Source organism: Streptomyces sp. NPDC046759, assembly GCF_040645475.1.
Classification (GTDB): Bacteria; Actinomycetota; Actinomycetes; order Streptomycetales; family Streptomycetaceae; genus Streptomyces.
On record NZ_JBEYYJ010000022.1, the window covers coordinates 60,550 to 76,445 of the forward strand.

Sequence of the window (15,896 nt, forward strand, 5' to 3'; positions counted from 1 at the left end):
CTCTCAGATCTATACGCAGCGTTAACGGGCAAGGAGGCCACAGGCTAGGGAGACTTTCCGAGTGAGCAAAAGAGTGTTAACCAAATTTTGACCCGGGATCTTCGGTGTCTTGGGCGCACACTCGGTCACTGCCTTGTCACAGGTCAGAAGGGTACTAGGAATGTCAATATTCAGAGGTGAATTGTGAGTAGAAGGAGAGATTCGCTACCGCAGAAGGGGGATTTCGATCGCCGGGCACCTGTCCATGACCATGTCGAGCCCGGCCGCCCGGGTCCGTTCGTAGGCGCCCTCGTCCGCGACACCGAGCTGGAACCACACCGCTCGCGCGCCCCTCGCCACCGCCTCGTCGGCCACCGCGCCGGCCAGCTCGCTGTTGACGAAGACATCGACGACGTCGACCGCGAAGGGGATCTCCGCGAGCGAGGCGTAGCCCCGTTCGCCGTGCACCGTCTCTGCCTTCGGGTGCACGGGCACGACCCGCTTGCCGAACCGCTGGAGCACCTGGGCCACCCCGTACGCGGCCCGGCTGCGGTTGGTGGACAGCCCGACCACCGCCCAGGTGTCACCCAGCTCGGTCAGGATCCTGCGGATCGTCGCTTCGTCGCCGTACACGGCCGCCTCCTCGTGGCTGCTGGAGCTCTTTGCAGGGGCAACAGCCTGGTTCGGGACCGGATTCCCGTACCGCCACCGCACCGCCGTCTCGGCAACCGCCATGTCCGTAATCGGCACGAGATGCCTGCGTACGGCCGCCCGGCCGCCTACGCTCACCTCGTGCTGCGCATCCTCGACGCCCGAACCGGTGAGGCCGTCCCCGCCGCGCCCGCCCGCCGCGGCCTGACCCGGGTCGAGGCCCGCGCCTCCGGCCTAGACCCGACGGCCCTGCGGGTGCTGCTCACCGCCGACGTCCTGGTCCGCGCCCTGGAACTGTCCGGCACCCCGGTCTGGACGACCCTGACCGCAGCCCACCACCACGCCGGCCTCCGCGCCGCCGCGGCCACCCTGTCCATCCGCCCCTTCGAGGACGGCCGCACCCTGACGCCGGGACTGGGCGAGGCCCAGGCGATCCAGGTGACGGCCGAGGACACGGATGCCGTCGGCGAGGGTCCGGTGGTGTGGGTCGCGCCGCTGGAGTGGACGGGGGAGCCGCTCGGGGCCCACACTCCCGACCCCGCCGCACCCCCCGCGCCGCAGGTCCCGCTCGACGACCCCGCTGCGCTCCGGCTCGCGCTGCTCTCCGTTCCGCGCGGCGAGCCCGTCCGGCTGGACTGCGCCGCGCTGGACGAGGCGGCCGGGCGGCTGGCGCGATGGCGGCGGGCCGTGGCCGGGTGGGCGCGGCAGCCGTCGCGGCCGGTGCCCGACGAGGTGCGCACCCGGCTGCGCTCCGCGTGGGAGGACGACCTCGACCTGCCCGGAGTGCTGGACGTGCTGCGGGACGTGGAGACCGGCACCGGCCCGGCCGACGGGGCCCGCTTCGAGACGTACGTCTACGCCGACCGCCTGCTCGCCCTCGACCTCGCCCGTGACCTCGGGAGCCTCGCGTGATCGCGCGGGCGGGCACGGGCCCGCTGCGCCGGCTGGTCATCCTGCGGCACGCCAAGTCCGCCTGGCCCGAGGGTGTCGAGGACCACCGCAGGCCGCTGGCGCCGCGCGGTCTGCGCGACGCCCCGGCCGCGGGGCGCGCCCTCGCCGAAACCGACTGCCTGCCCGACCTCGCCCTGTGCTCGCCGGCCGTGCGCGCCCGCCGCACGTGGGAGCTGGCCGCGGCCGAGTGGGGCACCCCGCCGCCGGTGCGGTACGACCGGCGGTTGTACGGGGCCGGCGTACCGGACCTGCTGCAGGTGGTCCACGAGGCACCGCCCGAGGTGGAGACGCTGCTGCTGGTCGGGCACAACCCAGGGCTGGAGGAGCTGGTCCTCGAACTGGCCGGGGACGGTCTCGACGACGCGCTGGACCGGGTGCGGACGAAGTTCCCCACCTCGGCGATCGCCCTGCTGTCCTGGCACGGCACCGGCTGGCCCGCCCTCGGCCCCGGCACGGCTCTGCTGACGTCGTTCACCGTGCCACGCGGGCGGAAGGGCTAGCGCCCCCGGGGCGCGGGGCTGTGTCGGCGTGCGGCTCCGCCGCGCGGCGCGACCGGCCCGGACGGCGCCGCAGCCGAACGACGGCGACCGGCGGCACCTCCGTCCCGGTGCGCCCGGCGGAGCGCCTACGCTGACGGGATGCAGGACGAGTACCGCACAGTCGCCCGCGCGGGAGTGCACGAGACCGAGATCAACCGCTCCCGCTTCCTGTGCGCGCTGGCCCCGGCCGCCACCGAGCAGGAGGCGCAGGACTTCATCGCCTCCGTGCGCAAGGAGCACCCCGACGCCACACACAACTGCTGGGCGTACGTGATCGGAGCCGACGCCTCGGTGCAGAGGGCCAGCGACGACGGCGAACCGGGCGGCACCGCAGGCGTCCCCATGCTGCAGATGCTGCTGCGCCGTGAGATGCGCTACGTCGTCGCGGTCGTCACCCGCTACTACGGAGGAGTCAAGCTCGGCGCGGGCGGACTCATCCGCGCCTACGGCGGCGCGGTCGGTGAGGCCCTCGACACACTCGGCACGCTCACCCGGCGCCGCTTCCGGCTGGCCACGGTGACCGTCGACCACCAGCGCGCGGGCAAGGTCCAGAACGATCTGCGCGCCACGGGCCGCGGGGTCCGGGACGTCCGCTACGGCGAGGCCGTCACGCTCGAGATCGGCCTGCCGGACGCCGACGTGGACGCCTTCCGTGCCTGGCTCGCCGATGTGACGGCGGGCACGGCGGAGCTCGAACTGGGCGGCGAAGCCTACGGAGATGCGTGACGTTCTGCCCTAATCCGGCATAACGGGTGCGTGCGTGGCCGCCCATGACGGGCTGATACGGGAGTAACCGCCCGTGATGTCAGACCCGGCCGTTAGTCTCGGGGATCATGAGACTCCTGCACACGTCCGACTGGCACCTCGGCCGGGCCTTCCACCGGGTGAACATGCTCGGGGCCCAGGCCGAGTTCATCGGTCACCTCGTCACCACCGTGCGCGAGCACCAGGTGGACGCGGTGGTCGTGTCGGGCGATGTGTACGACCGCGCGGTGCCCCCGCTCGCCGCGGTCGAGCTGTTCGACGACGTCCTGCACCGCCTCGCGGACCTCGGCGTGCCCACGGTGATGATCTCCGGCAACCACGACTCGGCCCGCCGGCTCGGGGTCGGCGCCGGGCTCATCGAGCGGGCCGGCATCCACCTGCGCACCGAGCCGTCGGCGGCCGGCCTCCCGGTCGTGCTGGCCGACGCCCACGGCGACGTCGCTTTCTACGGCCTGCCGTACCTCGAACCTGCCCTCGTGAAGGACGAGTTCGCGGTGGAGAGAGCCGGCCACGAATCCGTGCTCGGCGCCGCCATGGACCGCGTCCGCGCCGACCTCGCCACGCGCCCGCCGGGCACCCGCTCGGTCGTCCTCGCCCACGCCTTCGTCACGGGGGGCGAGGCCAGCGACAGCGAGCGGGACATCACCGTCGGCGGGGTCGCCGCCGTACCCGCCGGAGTCTTCGACGGCGTCGACTACGTGGCCCTCGGCCATCTCCACGGCTGCCAGACCCTCACCGAGCGCGTGCGCTACTCCGGCTCCCCGCTCGCCTACTCCTTCTCCGAGGCCGACCACCGCAAGAGCATGTGGCTGGTCGACCTCGACGCCGACGGCACGGTCGCCGCCGAGCGCCTCGACTGCCCGGTGCCGCGCCCGCTGGCCCGCATCAGGGGCGTCCTGGACGACCTCCTAGCCGACCCGGAGCTGGCCCGCCACGAGGACGCCTGGGTCGAGGCCACCCTCACCGACGCCGTCCGGCCCGCCGACCCCATGGCCCGGCTCGCCGAGCGTTTCCCGCACACCCTCAGCCTCGTCTTCGCCCCCGAGCGCGCCCCGGACGACCCCTCGGTGTCGTACGCCCGCCGCCTCGCGGGCCGCAGCGACCAGCAGATCGCCCAGGACTTCGTCGCCCATGTCCGCGGCGCCGGGCCCGACGACCGGGAGGCGGCCGTGCTGCGCGAGGCCTTCGACGCCGTGCGTGCCGACGACGCCGTGCGGGAGGTGGCGCGGTGAGACTCCACCGGCTCGACATCACCGCCTTCGGGCCCTTCGGCGGCTCCCACGGCGTCGACTTCGACGCCCTGTCCGCCGCCGGCCTCTTCCTGCTGCACGGCCCGACCGGCGCCGGCAAGACCACCGTCCTGGACGCCGTCTGCTACGCCCTGTACGGCTCCGTTCCCGGCGCCCGGCAGAGCGGCCAGGGCATGAACCTGCGCAGCGACCACGCCGAGCCGCGCACCCGCACCGAGGTCCGTCTCGACCTGACCGTCGCCGGGCGCCGGCTGGAGATCACCCGGCAGCCGCCGTGGGAGCGGCCCAAACTGCGCGGCACGGGCACGACCGTCGACAAGGCCCAGACGTGGCTGCGCGAGTACGACGCCGCGGCCGGTGCCTGGAAGGACCGCAGCCGCTCCCACCAGGAGATCGGCGAGGAGATCACCCAACTGCTCGGCATGAGCCGCGAACAGTTCTGCCAGGTCGTGCTGTTGCCCCAGGGCGACTTCGCCCGTTTCCTGCGCGCCGACGCCGAGGCCCGCGGCCGGCTGCTCGGCCGCCTCTTCGACACCCGGCGGTTCGCCGACGTCGAGAAGCGCCTCGCCGAACGCCGCCGCGCCACCGAGGCCCGTGTGCGGGAAGGCGACGCGGCACTCCTCGCCGACGCCCACCGCATGCAGCAGGAGGCCGGCGACGCCATGGAGCTGCCCGAGCTGGCCCCCGGCGATCCGGGCCTGGCCGACGCCGTGCTCGGTGCCGCCGCCGTCGCCCGCGCCACCGCCCGGGAACGCCTCACCGTCGCCCACTGCCGGCTCGCCGCCGCCGAGTCCGCCCACGCCGACGGACGGCGCGCCCTGGACGGCGTACGCGAACTCGCCCGGCTGCAAACCCGGTTCACCGAGGCCCGGCAGCGCGCCGAACGGCTTCAGGAGCGGGCCGGTGCCCACCGCGAGGCCCAGCAGCGCATGGAGCGGGCCCGCAAGGCGGAGGCGGTCGCGCCCGCCCTCGAGCTGCGGGACGCCGCCGAGGAGGAGCACCACAGGGCGGCCCGGGCCGAGGCACACGCACGGGGCCTGCTGCCCGACTCCTGCGCCGACGCGGGCGCGGGAGGGCTCGCCGCCGCCGCCCGTCGCGCCGCCGAGGAACTGGGCGGCCTGGACGCGGCCCGGCGCGCCGAGCGGCGGCTCGCCGACCTGGACGAGGAGGGGGCCGGGCTCGACCGGCAGGAGTGCGCCGACGAGGACGTGCTCCGCGAGGCCGAGGCGTGGCTCGCCGAGTGGCACGCCACCCGGGCGGCGCTGCAGTCCCGCGTCGACTCCGCGCAGGAGGCCGCCACCCGCGCCGAACAGCTCGCCGTCCAGCGGGAACCGATGCGCAGGCGCCTGGACGCGGCCCGCACCCGGGACCAGCTGGCCGCGGACCTGGAGCAGGCACGGCAGCAGGCGCTCGGCTCCGAACAGCGCGCCCTCGACACCCGTGCGCACTGGCTCGACCTCAAGGAACAGCGCCTGAACGGCATCGCCGCCGAGCTGGCCGCCCACCTCACCGACGGCGAGCCCTGCGCCGTCTGCGGAGCCACCGAACACCCCGCACCGGCCCGCAAGGTCGCCGGACACGTCGACCGCGACACCGAGGACCGCGCCCTCGCCGCCCACCGGCGGGCCGAGGAACAGCACACCGAGGACGCGCGGCGGCTCGGCGTGGTCCGCGAGGCCCTGGCCGCCGCCACCGCCGAGGCCGGTGACACACCCACCGCCCAACTCGAAGAGGCGACCGCCGGGTTGGAGCAGGAGTACGCCCACGCCCGCCACGCCGCCTCCGCGCTGCACGCCGCCCACGAGGAGCTGCGCCGCGCCGAGCACGAGCGTGAGCGGCGCCTGGCCGACCGTCAGGAGGCCGCCGTACGCGCCGCCTCCCGGCTCACCCGGCGGGAGACGCTCGAACGCGAACGGGCCCAGCTCGAATCCGAGTTGGCCCGGGCGCGCGGCGGCTCCGCCAGCGTGGCCGCCCGGGCCGCGCAGCTGGAGCGGCAGGCGGCGCTGCTCACCGAGGCCGCCGACGCCGTACGCGCCGCCGAGGACGCCGCCCAGCGCCTCAAGGACGCCGACGCACGCCTCGCCGACGCCGCCTACCGGGCCGGGTTCGACACCCCGCAGGCCGCGGCCGCCGCCCTCCTCGACGCGGCCGCCCACCGCGAGCTGCAGCACCGCCTGGACGCGTGGCAGACGGAGGAGGCCGCGGTCCGCTCGGTGCTGGCGGAGGCCGACACCGCGGCCGCCGCCCAGCGCCCGCCCGCGGACGCGGCCGGTGCCGAGCGCGCGGCGGCCACGGCGGAGCGCCGGCTGCGCGAGGCGGCGTCCGCACGCGACGCCGCGGCCCGCTGCTGTGCCGAACTGGACCGCCTCTCCGCACACGCCACCCAGGCCGTACGGCACCTCGCCCCGCTCCGCGAGGAGTACGACCGGGTCGCCCGTCTCGCCGCCCTCACCGCCGGCACCTCCGCCGACAACGAGCGCAAGATGCGCCTGGAGTCGTATGTGCTCGCGGCGCGGCTGGAGCAGGTCGCCGCCGCCGCGACCGCCCGGCTGCAGCGCATGTCGTCGGGCCGCTACACCCTCGTCCACTCCGACGACCGCACCGGACGCGGCCGCAGCGGGCTCGGCCTGCACGTGGTCGACGCCTGGACCGGACGCGAACGGGACACCGCCACCCTGTCCGGCGGCGAGACCTTCTTCGCCTCGCTCGCGCTCGCCCTCGGCCTCGCGGACGTCGTCACCGACGAGGCCGGCGGTGTCCGCCTGGACACCCTGTTCATCGACGAGGGCTTCGGCAGCCTCGACGACCAGACCCTCGACGAAGTCCTGGATGTCCTGGACTCCCTGCGCGAACGGGACCGCAGCGTCGGCATCGTCAGCCACGTCCCCGACCTGCGGCGCCGGATCCACGCTCAGTTGGAGGTGGTGAAGGGCAGATCGGGGTCGACGCTCGTGCAGCGGGGTGTCTGAGCGGGTCAGCGGCCCAGCGCACGCCGGGACAGCGGAGAGGAGTACACGACGCTGGTGGTCACCGAGCCCAGCGCGCCGATCCTGCCGGAGATCTCCTCCAGATGGGACATGGACCGTGCGGCGACCTTGATGACGAAGCAGTCGTCGCCCGTCACATGGTGCGCCTCCAGGATCTCGGGCGTCGCGGCCACCAGGTCGTGGAACGGCCTGTAGTTGCCGTTGGGGTACCGCAGCCGCACGAACGCCAGGATGGGCAGCCCGAGCCGCTCGGGATCGACGACCGCCGCGTATCCCTGGATCACCCCCGCCTCCTCCAGCCGCCGTACCCGTTCGGTGACGGCGCTCGGCGACATGGAGACGGCACGCGCCAGCTCGGCGTAGCTGGCGCGCCCCTCCCGCTGGAGGACCTCGAGAATGCGCCAGTCGGTGGCGTCCGGGGAATACACGGTCATCCCGGATGGATAGCAGGGGATTCCCGGCCGGGACAAGGGGAAGGCCGTGGATCCTCACTTCATGGGCGGGGTGGTGAGCCGTAGATTTCCGGGCATGATCACCACGACCTCCGGCAACCCCGTCCTGCGCGTCGCCCCCGCCGCCCCGGCCGAGGCCGCCGCCCACTTCCGGGCCTCTCTGGCCTTCCACGCCGACGTCTCCGACGTGGCCGCCGCACTCGCGGTCGGCGGCGATCCCGGCTTCGTCGTCGTGGACTCGCGCTCGACCGAGTCCTGGGACCAGGGGCACATCCCCGGCGCCGTCCACCTGCCCACCGCGCTCGTCCCCGAGCAGGCCGGGCAGCTGCTGGACAGGTCCGTGCCGGTGGTGACGTACTGCTGGGGCCCCGGCTGCAACGGTGCCACCCGCGCCGCACTCGCCCTGGCCGAACTCGGCTACCAGGTCAAGGAGATGCTCGGCGGCTTCGAGTACTGGGCGCGCGAGGGCTTCGCCTACGAGACCGGGCAGGGACGCGAACAGCGCGACGCCGATCCGCTGACCGCGCCCGTGGCAGGTGCGTGCGGTTGCTGACGCACGCCCGTGTAGGTTCTCTGCCCATGGCTCGATACGCGGATCCAGGCGCGCTGGAGTGGGTGGAGTCGGGCGGCGGCCCGCTGATAGCCGTCCCGGAGACGGTCCTGCCGTTCTGGGCGGGCGCCGACAGCGAGGAACTCGACACGGACTACGACCGCGCGTGCGAGGTCGACGGCCACATCGGCCTGCTGCCCGTCGGCGACAGCGCGGCCCTGGTGTTCGGCGACGAACCCGCCTCCACCTCCTTCCTGGCGGACCGCGGCCTCTTCGTACGCTGGTCCGCCGCGAACTCGGAGGCGGAACTGCTCGCCGGCGTCTTTGCCGCGGTCGGCACCGCGGTGTGGGGGAGCGAGGTGCACTGGCAGGTGCCCGGTCCGGTGCTGCTCTTCGACTCGGCCTGGCCCGGTGGCACCGCGGCCGGCCAGGAACACCTGCGGATCCCGCTGGAACCCGGCCCGTACGCGGTGCGCTCCGCGTACGTCCAGCCCGGACCGGAGACCTGGGCCGGCCTGGTGCAGCTCAGACGGCTCGACCACTGACCGGACCGGCTACGGCCGTCAACGCAGCCCGTCGAAGGCGATGTTCAGATGCCGGGGTCCGCGCAGCACCGCGTTCTGCCGGTACGGCGGCGGGTCCTCGACCAGCCGGGGATTCTCCAGCCGCCGGGCCAGTTCGGACAGCGCGATCTGGGTCTCTGTCCGGGCCAGCGGAGCGCCGAAACAGCTGTGGATGCCGCTGCCGAACCCGAGGTGCTGGATGTCCCCGCGGTCCGGGTCGAAGCGTTCGGGATCCTTGAACCGCTCGGGGTCGCGGTTGCCGGCTGCCAGCACGAGCCAGATGCGTGAGCCCTTGGGGATGGTGACCCCGCGCACCTCGATGTCGGTGATGCTGGTGCGCTGCGGCACGATCTGCACGGGTGGCTCGTAGCGCAGCAGCTCCTCCACGATCTTCACCGACAGGCCCGGGTCCTGGCGCAGGCGCTGCAGGACGTCCGGGTGGCGCAGCAGGGTGAGCATGCCGTTCGTGATCAGGTTGACCGTCGTCTCGTGACCGGCGATCAGCAGCAGCACCGCGGTGCTGAGCACCTCCATCATCGTCATGGCACCGTCCGGACCATGGCTGTTGACCAGGTCGGACAGCATGTCGTCCTGCGGTTCCCTGGTGCGCTGCTCGACCAGTGCCGCCAGAAACATCCCGAGCTGCATCCGCGCTTCCTGCGCCCTCTTCACGAACTCGGGGTCGGGGTTCTCGCGTGCCTCCGGGTCCAGGCTGGCGACCAGCGGGTCGACCCAGGCGCGGAAGCGGGGCTCGTCCTCCCGGGGCACGCCGAGCAGCCGGCAGATCACCGTCACGGGGAAGGGATAGGCGAACTGGTCGACCAGGTCGATCTGCCGGGCGTCCCCGAAGCCGTCGATCAGCTCCTCGACGGTGGCCACCATGTCGCCGCGCATGTTCTCGACCCGGCGCGGCCGGTGCGGCGGCCCGAAGGCGCTGTTGGCGATGCGCCGGAGCCGGTCGTGCTCGGGCGGGTCGAGCCGCAGGAAAGACGGCGGCAGTCCGCCCGTCTCGTCCGACTGGGCCAGCGGATCCTCCCCGGCTGCGGCGAGGTTGGCCGAGTCGGAGCTGACCCGGGGGTCGTGCAGCAGGGCCTCGATGTCGTAGTAGGAGCTGAAGACGTAGGGACCGCCCTCCTCCTCGTGCAGGACCGGGGTCCTGCGGAGCTCCTCGTACAGCGGGTAGGGGTTGGCGCGGTTGGCGAAGTCGGTGATCTGGCGGAACAGCGGGGCCTGCGTCATGACAAGTCCTTGGAGCGTCGGGCCGGGCGCCGGTCAGTGCCGGGCGGGGTGGAAGACCAGGTGCTGGTCGGCCGGCGAGTAGCCGCTGAGGGTCACGGTCGGGCCGTGGGTCGGCAGGGACGGGTCGGGGAAGTCGGCCGCCACCGGCTGCCGGCCCTCGGGGCGCCGGTCCATCGTCGGGAACTCCACCGGGAAGGGCGCGCCCTGCTCGATCTGCCGTGCGTAGAACTCCAGCCACCGGGTGTTGTCGAAGGTCACGGCGGCGATGACACGGCCCTTGTAACCGTAGACGCCGACGAACCGGCGTTCGGCCAGCGAACCCTGCGTGATCATGAGCTGCTCACCCATCGGCGGCACCCCGACCGACTTGATGTTCACGCCGAACATCGACGACCAGAACGCGGGCATCCACAGGTGCGGGCGCCGCTCGGCCCCGTGACAGATCATGTTGTGCGCGGCCGTCTCCGCCTGGGCCACGGCGTTGCCCCAGTGCTCCAGCGAGAGGAACTGGTAGCCGAACAGCGCGTGCGGGGACCGCGCGACGTCACCCGCCACGAAGACGTCGTCGGTGACGATGCCCCGGAAGTCGAAGGCCCGGCAGCCCGCGTCACACGCGATGCCCCGGGGGCCGGCGCCCAGCCCCGACCCGGCCAGCCACTCGGTGTTGCGCAGCGAGCCCAGCGAGACCACGACCACGTCCGCCTCGACGACGCTCTCGTCGGACAGGTGGACGGCCCGTACCCGGCCGACCGAGTCACCCTCCAGCGAGGTCACCGTGACATGGGTGCGCAGGTCCACACCGTTCTCGGTCTGCAGGTCGGCGGCGACCGCGCCGATCACCCCGCCGAGCGCGCCCACCAGCGGAGCACCGGCGCGCTCCGCGACGGTGACGGCGATGCCCATCTCCCGGCAGGCCGAGGCGATCTCCGAACCGGCGAAGCCGGCGCCGATGACGAACACCCGGCGCGGCCCCGCCTTGAGCCTCTGGCAGAGATCGGCCGCGTCCTCCCGGGTCCGCAGCAGACAGACGCCGTCCAGCCGGGCCTCCTCCTCCTTCGGCCAGGGCCGGGCGCGCACGCCGGTCGCGATCAGCAGCCGGTCGTACTCCACCTCGTCCCCGTCGGCCAGCCGGACCCGCTTCGTCGTCAGGTCCAGACCGCTCGCCGCGACGCCGAGCCGCCACTTGGCGTCGATCTCCCGGCGGTGCGGCAGCTCGGTGTGGTGCGGGGACGCCATGCCGAGCAGGACCGACTTCGACAGCGGCGGCCGGTCGTACGGCTCGTACGGCTCCTCCCCGATCAGAGTGAGCTCGCCGGAGAAGCCTTCGGCACGCAGGGTCTCGGCGGCCCGCAGGCCCGCCAGCGAGGCACCCACGATCACGATCCGCCCCTCGCGCCTGAGCCAGGCCAGTTGGTCAGCGGGCATCCGACGCCTCCGGGGCCGATTCGCCGCTCGTCCCACCCACGCCGTCCAGCCCGTCCGCCGTGATGGCCTGCACCGGGCAGGCGGCGACGGCGCGGGCCAGCCGTTCCCGCTGTTCCTCGGGTGCGTGCGGGTTGTAGATCAGCGCCTCGTCGCCGTGCATGGCGAAGACGTCGGGCGCGAGGAACGCGCACTGGGCGTAGCCCTGACATTTGTTGAGATCGACGACGAGCCGCATCGGCGCTCCGCCCTTCCGGTGGCCAGGTCCGGTGTGCGCCGGCCGTGTCGCACGGCATTCCCGGACGGCGGTCATGTCCCGTCTGCCAGCATGAGTCCGGTGCGGCGGGAGCGCGCGCCGGGAAACCCGTCCGGGGCTGCGGCCGCAGCGGGGCGCATCTCCTCGGTCCGTCACACGCGCGGGGCGGGATCCGGCCGGGGGCGACCGCCAGCGACGAGGATGTGCGCACTGAGCAGCAGGGACCAGGCCGGGAAGACCAGCTCCGCCCAGGGCACATGGCCCGAGACGAACAGCACGGTCAGCACGCTGAGGTAGCCGACGGTGGTCAGCCAGCGGGGCAGGACTCCGAGACGGTGACCGATCGCCGACACGGCGGACACGAAGACCGCCGCCATCCGCATCGCGTACCCCACCAGCAGCGTGTACGCCAAGTGGCGGCCGAAGTCCCAGGACGCGGGCGGCGGTGCGGCACCCGCCGGGTGCGCGACCGAGAGCACGGCACCGGCCGCCGCGGCGGCGCCGAACACCGTGGCCGTGAAGACCAGGCCGCTGCCGAGGAACACCGTGACCAGGAACCTGTCCTCGACCACACCGACATGCGCCCGTACGACGCCCATGAACCACAGGAAGAAGATGCCGGCGAACGGCACGAGCGCGAGGGCCGCCTGCAGCCCGCTGCGCCGGGTGGAGTCCGTGAACCCGCGGGCGGTGACCGCGTCGGCTCCCTGCGGAACCCCCAGCCGGACCAGGACGATCGCCGCCGCCAGCAGCAGCGCGAACACGACTCCGGCCAGTCCGGCGGCCCGCGGCGTCTCCAGCGCCTGCTGCGCCGGCCTCTTCCGCTGCATGCCGGTCAGCCTCCTCCGCATCGCCTCCGGCAAGCTAGCGGCTGCCCGCCGGCTCACGCCACCGGGGCACGGCCGTCCGGCGGAGCGCGCGGCCCCCTGCCTTCACGCCCGTGCCCGTGCGGGACGACAGCGACAGTGGGCCGGTGCCCCGTGCACGCTGCTCGGCCCCGGCGCCTCGACGGTCGGCCCGGCGCCGGCCCCAGCACCGTACGCTCGGCTGGACGCCGGTACCGGCGTCCATGCGGCCGGCCCGGCGCCGGCCTGCTGCCGCATCCGCGTGACCCGCGTACCGTCGGCAATTCGCTCGCCCCGCGCTCCGCGTACCCCTAGGCTCGGCGGCCGTGCCTTCACACACCTCCCCGGCCCGGGAAGATCTGCGTCGCGATCCGCTGCCTCTGCGCGGTCGAACCGCCCTTGTCACGGGGGCGAGTCGGCGTGCCGGGATCGGGCACGGCGTGGCGCGGCGGTTGGCCGGGTACGGCGCGAGTGTGTATCTGCACCACCATGTGCCGCACGACGCCGCGACGCCCTGGGGCGCCGACAGTCCGGAGGCCGTGGCCGGCTCCGTGCGCGCGGCGCTCGGCGACCCCGGGGGCCGCGTCGTCTGCGGCCCCGGTGACCTGGCCGACCCGGCCGAACCGGCCCGGCTGATCGACACCGTCGTAGCGGAGTTCGGGCGCCTGGACATCCTCGTCGCCAACCACGCCCTCAGCGGCTCGGACGGCACCCTGGACGAGATCGACGCCGCGATGCTCGACGCGCACTGGGCGGTCGACACCCGCTCGGTCCTGCTGCTCGTCCAGGCCCACGCCCGCTCGCGCGCCCGGCTGCCCGAGGGCACTCCCGGCGGGCGGGTGGTGTTGATGACCTCCGGACAGGATCGGGGCGGCGGGATGACCGGCGAGATCGCCTACGCCCTCCAGAAGGGGGCCCTCGCCTCGATCACCCGTTCCCTGGCCACCGCGCTCGCCGAACAGGGCATCACGGTGAACGCCGTCAACCCCGGCCCGGTGGACACCGGTTACGCCACCGGCGAGGCCCACGCGGCCGTCGCCGCCCGGTTCCCCGGTGGACGCTGGGGCCTCCCCGACGACCCGGCCCGCCTCATCGCCTGGCTGGCCACCGACGAGGCCGGCTGGATCACCGGGGAGGTCATCAACTCGGAGGGAGGCTACCGACGTTGACGCCGGGCGGTCAGAGCCGGGAGAGCTCGTCCACCAAGTCGTCCAGGCCCAGGGAGCCCTGCGACAGCGCCGCCATGTGCCACGCCTTCAGGTCGAACGCGTCGCCGCGCCGCTCCCGTGCCTTCTCCCGGCCCAGCAGCCACGCCCGCTCACCGAGCTTGTAGCCGATCGCCTGGCCCGGAATCGTCAGATACCGGGTCAGCTCGCTCTCCACGAAGTCCGCCGGCCGGCTGCTGTGCGCGCCGAAGAACTCCTGCGCCAGCTCCGGTGTCCACCGCTCACCGGGGTGGAACGGCGAGTCCGCGGGAATCTCCAGCTCCAGGTGCATGCCGATGTCCACGATCACCCGGGCCGCCCGCATCATCTGCGCGTCCAGGTAGCCGAGCCGTTCCTCGGGGGTCGTGAGGTAGCCCAGCTCGTCCATCAGCCGCTCCGCGTACAGCGCCCAGCCCTCGGCGTTGGCGCTGACGATGCCGACCGTCGCCTGGTAGCGCGAGAGGTTCTCGGCCACGTGCACCCACTGCGCGAGCTGGAGGTGATGCCCGGGCACACCCTCGTGGTACCAGGTGGAGACGAGGTCGTAGACGGGGAAGCGGGTCTGCCCCATGGTCGGCAGCCAGGTGCGGCCGGGCCGGGAGAAGTCCTCGGAGGGAGGCGTGTAGTAGGGGGCCGCCGCGCCGCCGGGCGGCGCGATGCACGACTCCACCCGGCGCACCCGCTCGGCGAGTTCGAAGTGCGTGCCGTCCAGGCCCTCGATGGCCTTGTCCATCAGGCCCTGCAGCCACTCCCGCACCTCCTCCACGCCGTCGATGTGCCGGCCGTGCTCGTCGAGGTGGGCGAGCGCCACCCACGGGGTCTCGGCGCCGGGCAGGATCTTCTCCGCCTCCCGCTTCATCTCGCCGAGGAGCCGGTGGAACTCCGACCATCCGTACGCGTACGCCTCGTCCAGATCCAGGTCGGTGCCGTTGAAGTAGCGGGACCAGCGCGCGTACCGCTCGCGGCCCACCGTGTTCGGGGCGCCCTCGATCGCCGGCGCGTACACGTCCCGCAGCCAGTCCCGCAGCTCCACCAGGGCACCGGTCGCCGCGCGGGCCGCCTGGTCCAGCTCGGCGCGCAGCGCCTCGGGCCCGGCGGCGGCGAAGTCCTCGTACCAGCCACGGCCCTTGCCGTCGGTGTCCGTCCACTCGGTGAGCTGCTGGATGTACGTCGCGGTCGGCCGCGGTGCCGCGAACAGCTTGCGGTCGAGGCCCAGTTGCAGCGACTCACGGTAGCCCGCGAGCGCGCCCGGGACCGCGCGCAGCCGCTCGGCGATCGCCGCCCAGTCCTCCTCCGTCTGCGCCGGCGTGACGGTGAAGATGTCCCGCACCGAGTGGCCCGGCGTGGCCATGTTGCCGACCGCGCGCAGGTACTCGTCCGCCTCGTGCACGGCGAGTTCGGCGGTCAGCCGCTCCCGCAGCAGCCGACCGCAGCGCCGCTCGGCGTCGGTGTCCGCCCCGGGCCGGCGCTCCGCCTCGTCCAGCCTCGCGAGTGTCGTCCGTGTCAGCTCCGCGAGGGCCTTCTGGCCCGCGGGCGAGTAGTCGGGCAGGCGGCTCGAACTCTCCTTCACACCGAGGTAGGTACCGGTGACCGGATCGAGGGCGATGAGGCCGTCCACGTACGCGTCGGCCACCTCACGGGGCAGCGGGCTCTTCGTCTCAGACATGCGCCCATCCTCGTACGAGAAGGATCAGCGCGTCACCCGCGTTTCGCGGGATTCAGCTCTGGGCGTGGCCGGCGTGGCCGGGCGGCAGCAGCGGTCCGCAGTCCCACTGCTGGAAGATCAACCGGGTCTCCACCCGGGCCACCTCGCGCCGGGAGGTGAACTCGTCGAGCACCAGCCGCTGCAGGTCGGCCATGTCCGCGACGGCCACATGCACCAGATAGTCGTCCGGCCCCGTCAGATGGAACACCGTCCGCGCCTCCGCCAGCGCCCGGATCCGTTCCACGAACGGTCCGACGAGCTCCCGGCGGTGCGGGCGCACCTGCACCGACAGCAGGGCCTGCAGCCCGCGCCCCAGTTTGGCCGGATCGAGCCGCAGCTGGTGCCCGAGGATCACCCCGGAGCGACGCAGCCTGGTCACCCGGTCCAGACAGGTCGACGGTGCCACGCCCACCTGCGAGGCGAGATCGCGGTAGGTGGTCCGGGCGTCGTTCTGCAGCAGCCGCAGCAGATGGAGATCCACCGGATCCAGTACGACAGATTCGGCCATGCGGCGAACGTAGCACGGCATTCGCTTCC

General features: G+C 73.6%; 16 protein-coding genes. 8 read left to right on the forward strand and 8 right to left on the reverse strand.

The annotated features are described in order from the left end of the window. Positions 1 to 204 precede the first annotated feature (204 nt). Positions 205 to 612 carry a CoA-binding protein gene (locus ABZ919_RS27205; RefSeq protein WP_361252714.1) on the reverse strand — a complete coding sequence of 136 codons (408 nt, stop codon included), beginning with the start codon at positions 610 to 612 and terminating at the stop codon, positions 205 to 207. A gap of 120 nt (positions 613 to 732) precedes the next feature. Here ABZ919_RS27205 and ABZ919_RS27210 point away from each other — a divergent pair, with 120 nt between their 5' ends. The 5 genes from ABZ919_RS27210 to ABZ919_RS27230 all read left to right on the forward strand — a co-directional run bounded on the left by ABZ919_RS27210 (position 733) and on the right by ABZ919_RS27230 (position 7,104). Further along, positions 733 to 1,542, forward strand: a complete 810-nt coding sequence (locus ABZ919_RS27210) for a hypothetical protein (protein ID WP_361252716.1) — start codon at positions 733 to 735, stop codon at positions 1,540 to 1,542. After that, positions 1,539 to 2,081 carry a histidine phosphatase family protein gene (locus tag ABZ919_RS27215; protein ID WP_361252718.1) on the forward strand — a complete coding sequence of 181 codons (543 nt, stop codon included), beginning with the start codon at positions 1,539 to 1,541 and terminating at the stop codon, positions 2,079 to 2,081. The genes ABZ919_RS27210 and ABZ919_RS27215 overlap by 4 nt, the downstream gene beginning before the upstream one ends. 138 nt (positions 2,082 to 2,219) lie before the next feature. Beyond that, positions 2,220 to 2,846, forward strand: a complete 627-nt coding sequence (locus ABZ919_RS27220; protein WP_361252720.1) for a YigZ family protein — start codon at positions 2,220 to 2,222, stop codon at positions 2,844 to 2,846. A 107-nt stretch (positions 2,847 to 2,953) separates the two neighbouring features. Continuing rightward, positions 2,954 to 4,117, forward strand: a complete 1,164-nt coding sequence (locus ABZ919_RS27225) for an exonuclease SbcCD subunit D (RefSeq protein ID WP_361252722.1) — start codon at positions 2,954 to 2,956, stop codon at positions 4,115 to 4,117. Then, a complete protein-coding gene (locus ABZ919_RS27230) occupies positions 4,114 to 7,104 on the forward strand; it encodes an SMC family ATPase (protein WP_361252724.1) in 2,991 nt (996 codons plus the stop codon). Before ABZ919_RS27225 ends, ABZ919_RS27230 begins: the two co-directional genes overlap by 4 nt. Positions 7,105 to 7,109: 5 nt before the next feature. Here ABZ919_RS27230 and ABZ919_RS27235 read toward each other — a convergent pair whose 3' ends face one another. Further along, entirely contained in the window at positions 7,110 to 7,556 is a 447-nt protein-coding gene (locus ABZ919_RS27235) for an Lrp/AsnC family transcriptional regulator (RefSeq protein ID WP_361252726.1), read from the reverse strand. 94 nt (positions 7,557 to 7,650) lie between these two features. On the opposite strand from ABZ919_RS27235, the gene ABZ919_RS27240 reads away from it, so the two are divergent. Next, complete coding sequence (locus ABZ919_RS27240) at positions 7,651 to 8,127, forward strand: rhodanese-like domain-containing protein (RefSeq protein WP_361252727.1); 477 nt, start codon at positions 7,651 to 7,653, stop codon at positions 8,125 to 8,127. Between the two features lie 26 nt (positions 8,128 to 8,153). After that, a complete protein-coding gene (locus tag ABZ919_RS27245; RefSeq protein ID WP_361252729.1) occupies positions 8,154 to 8,669 on the forward strand; it encodes an immunity 21 family protein in 516 nt (171 codons plus the stop codon). A gap of 18 nt (positions 8,670 to 8,687) precedes the next feature. Here ABZ919_RS27245 and ABZ919_RS27250 read toward each other — a convergent pair whose 3' ends face one another. The 4 genes from ABZ919_RS27250 to ABZ919_RS27265 form a co-directional block, all read right to left on the reverse strand. Then, positions 8,688 to 9,926, reverse strand: coding sequence for a cytochrome P450 (locus tag ABZ919_RS27250; protein ID WP_361252731.1), 1,239 nt, complete (start codon positions 9,924 to 9,926; stop codon positions 8,688 to 8,690). A gap of 33 nt (positions 9,927 to 9,959) precedes the next feature. Beyond that, positions 9,960 to 11,351 carry an FAD/NAD(P)-binding oxidoreductase gene (locus tag ABZ919_RS27255; protein ID WP_361252733.1) on the reverse strand — a complete coding sequence of 464 codons (1,392 nt, stop codon included), beginning with the start codon at positions 11,349 to 11,351 and terminating at the stop codon, positions 9,960 to 9,962. Continuing rightward, positions 11,341 to 11,586, reverse strand: coding sequence for a ferredoxin (locus ABZ919_RS27260; RefSeq protein ID WP_361252735.1), 246 nt, complete (start codon positions 11,584 to 11,586; stop codon positions 11,341 to 11,343). Before ABZ919_RS27260 ends, ABZ919_RS27255 begins: the two co-directional genes overlap by 11 nt. A 170-nt stretch (positions 11,587 to 11,756) precedes the next feature. Next, on the reverse strand, positions 11,757 to 12,434 hold the full coding sequence (locus ABZ919_RS27265; protein ID WP_361252737.1) for a hypothetical protein: 678 nt from the start codon (positions 12,432 to 12,434) through the stop codon (positions 11,757 to 11,759). 341 nt (positions 12,435 to 12,775) lie between these two features. On the opposite strand from ABZ919_RS27265, the gene ABZ919_RS27270 reads away from it, so the two are divergent. Further along, complete coding sequence (locus ABZ919_RS27270; protein ID WP_361252739.1) at positions 12,776 to 13,618, forward strand: SDR family oxidoreductase; 843 nt, start codon at positions 12,776 to 12,778, stop codon at positions 13,616 to 13,618. Between the two features lie 10 nt (positions 13,619 to 13,628). Here the strand turns inward: ABZ919_RS27270 and ABZ919_RS27275 are convergent, their stop codons facing one another. Both ABZ919_RS27275 and ABZ919_RS27280 read right to left on the reverse strand, forming a co-directional pair. Beyond that, complete coding sequence (locus tag ABZ919_RS27275; RefSeq protein ID WP_361252741.1) at positions 13,629 to 15,320, reverse strand: DUF885 domain-containing protein; 1,692 nt, start codon at positions 15,318 to 15,320, stop codon at positions 13,629 to 13,631. Positions 15,321 to 15,372: 52 nt separating this feature from the next. Further along, entirely contained in the window at positions 15,373 to 15,867 is a 495-nt protein-coding gene (locus ABZ919_RS27280) for an Lrp/AsnC family transcriptional regulator (RefSeq protein WP_361252743.1), read from the reverse strand. Between the last annotated feature and the right edge of the window lie 29 nt (positions 15,868 to 15,896).

Coding starts and splice junctions, on each gene's coding strand:
- ABZ919_RS27280 (WP_361252743.1), bottom strand. CDS start 15,867: ATGGCCGAATCTGTCGTACTGGATCCGGTGGATCTCCATCTGCTGCGG.
- ABZ919_RS27245 (WP_361252729.1), top strand. CDS start 8,154: ATGGCTCGATACGCGGATCCAGGCGCGCTGGAGTGGGTGGAGTCGGGC.
- ABZ919_RS27275 (WP_361252741.1), bottom strand. CDS start 15,320: ATGTCTGAGACGAAGAGCCCGCTGCCCCGTGAGGTGGCCGACGCGTAC.
- ABZ919_RS27220 (WP_361252720.1), top strand. CDS start 2,220: ATGCAGGACGAGTACCGCACAGTCGCCCGCGCGGGAGTGCACGAGACC.
- ABZ919_RS27265 (WP_361252737.1), bottom strand. CDS start 12,434: ATGCAGCGGAAGAGGCCGGCGCAGCAGGCGCTGGAGACGCCGCGGGCC.
- ABZ919_RS27255 (WP_361252733.1), bottom strand. CDS start 11,351: ATGCCCGCTGACCAACTGGCCTGGCTCAGGCGCGAGGGGCGGATCGTG.
- ABZ919_RS27210 (WP_361252716.1), top strand. CDS start 733: ATGCCTGCGTACGGCCGCCCGGCCGCCTACGCTCACCTCGTGCTGCGC.
- ABZ919_RS27225 (WP_361252722.1), top strand. CDS start 2,954: ATGAGACTCCTGCACACGTCCGACTGGCACCTCGGCCGGGCCTTCCAC.
- ABZ919_RS27260 (WP_361252735.1), bottom strand. CDS start 11,586: ATGCGGCTCGTCGTCGATCTCAACAAATGTCAGGGCTACGCCCAGTGC.
- ABZ919_RS27235 (WP_361252726.1), bottom strand. CDS start 7,556: ATGACCGTGTATTCCCCGGACGCCACCGACTGGCGCATTCTCGAGGTC.
- ABZ919_RS27240 (WP_361252727.1), top strand. CDS start 7,651: ATGATCACCACGACCTCCGGCAACCCCGTCCTGCGCGTCGCCCCCGCC.
- ABZ919_RS27250 (WP_361252731.1), bottom strand. CDS start 9,926: ATGACGCAGGCCCCGCTGTTCCGCCAGATCACCGACTTCGCCAACCGC.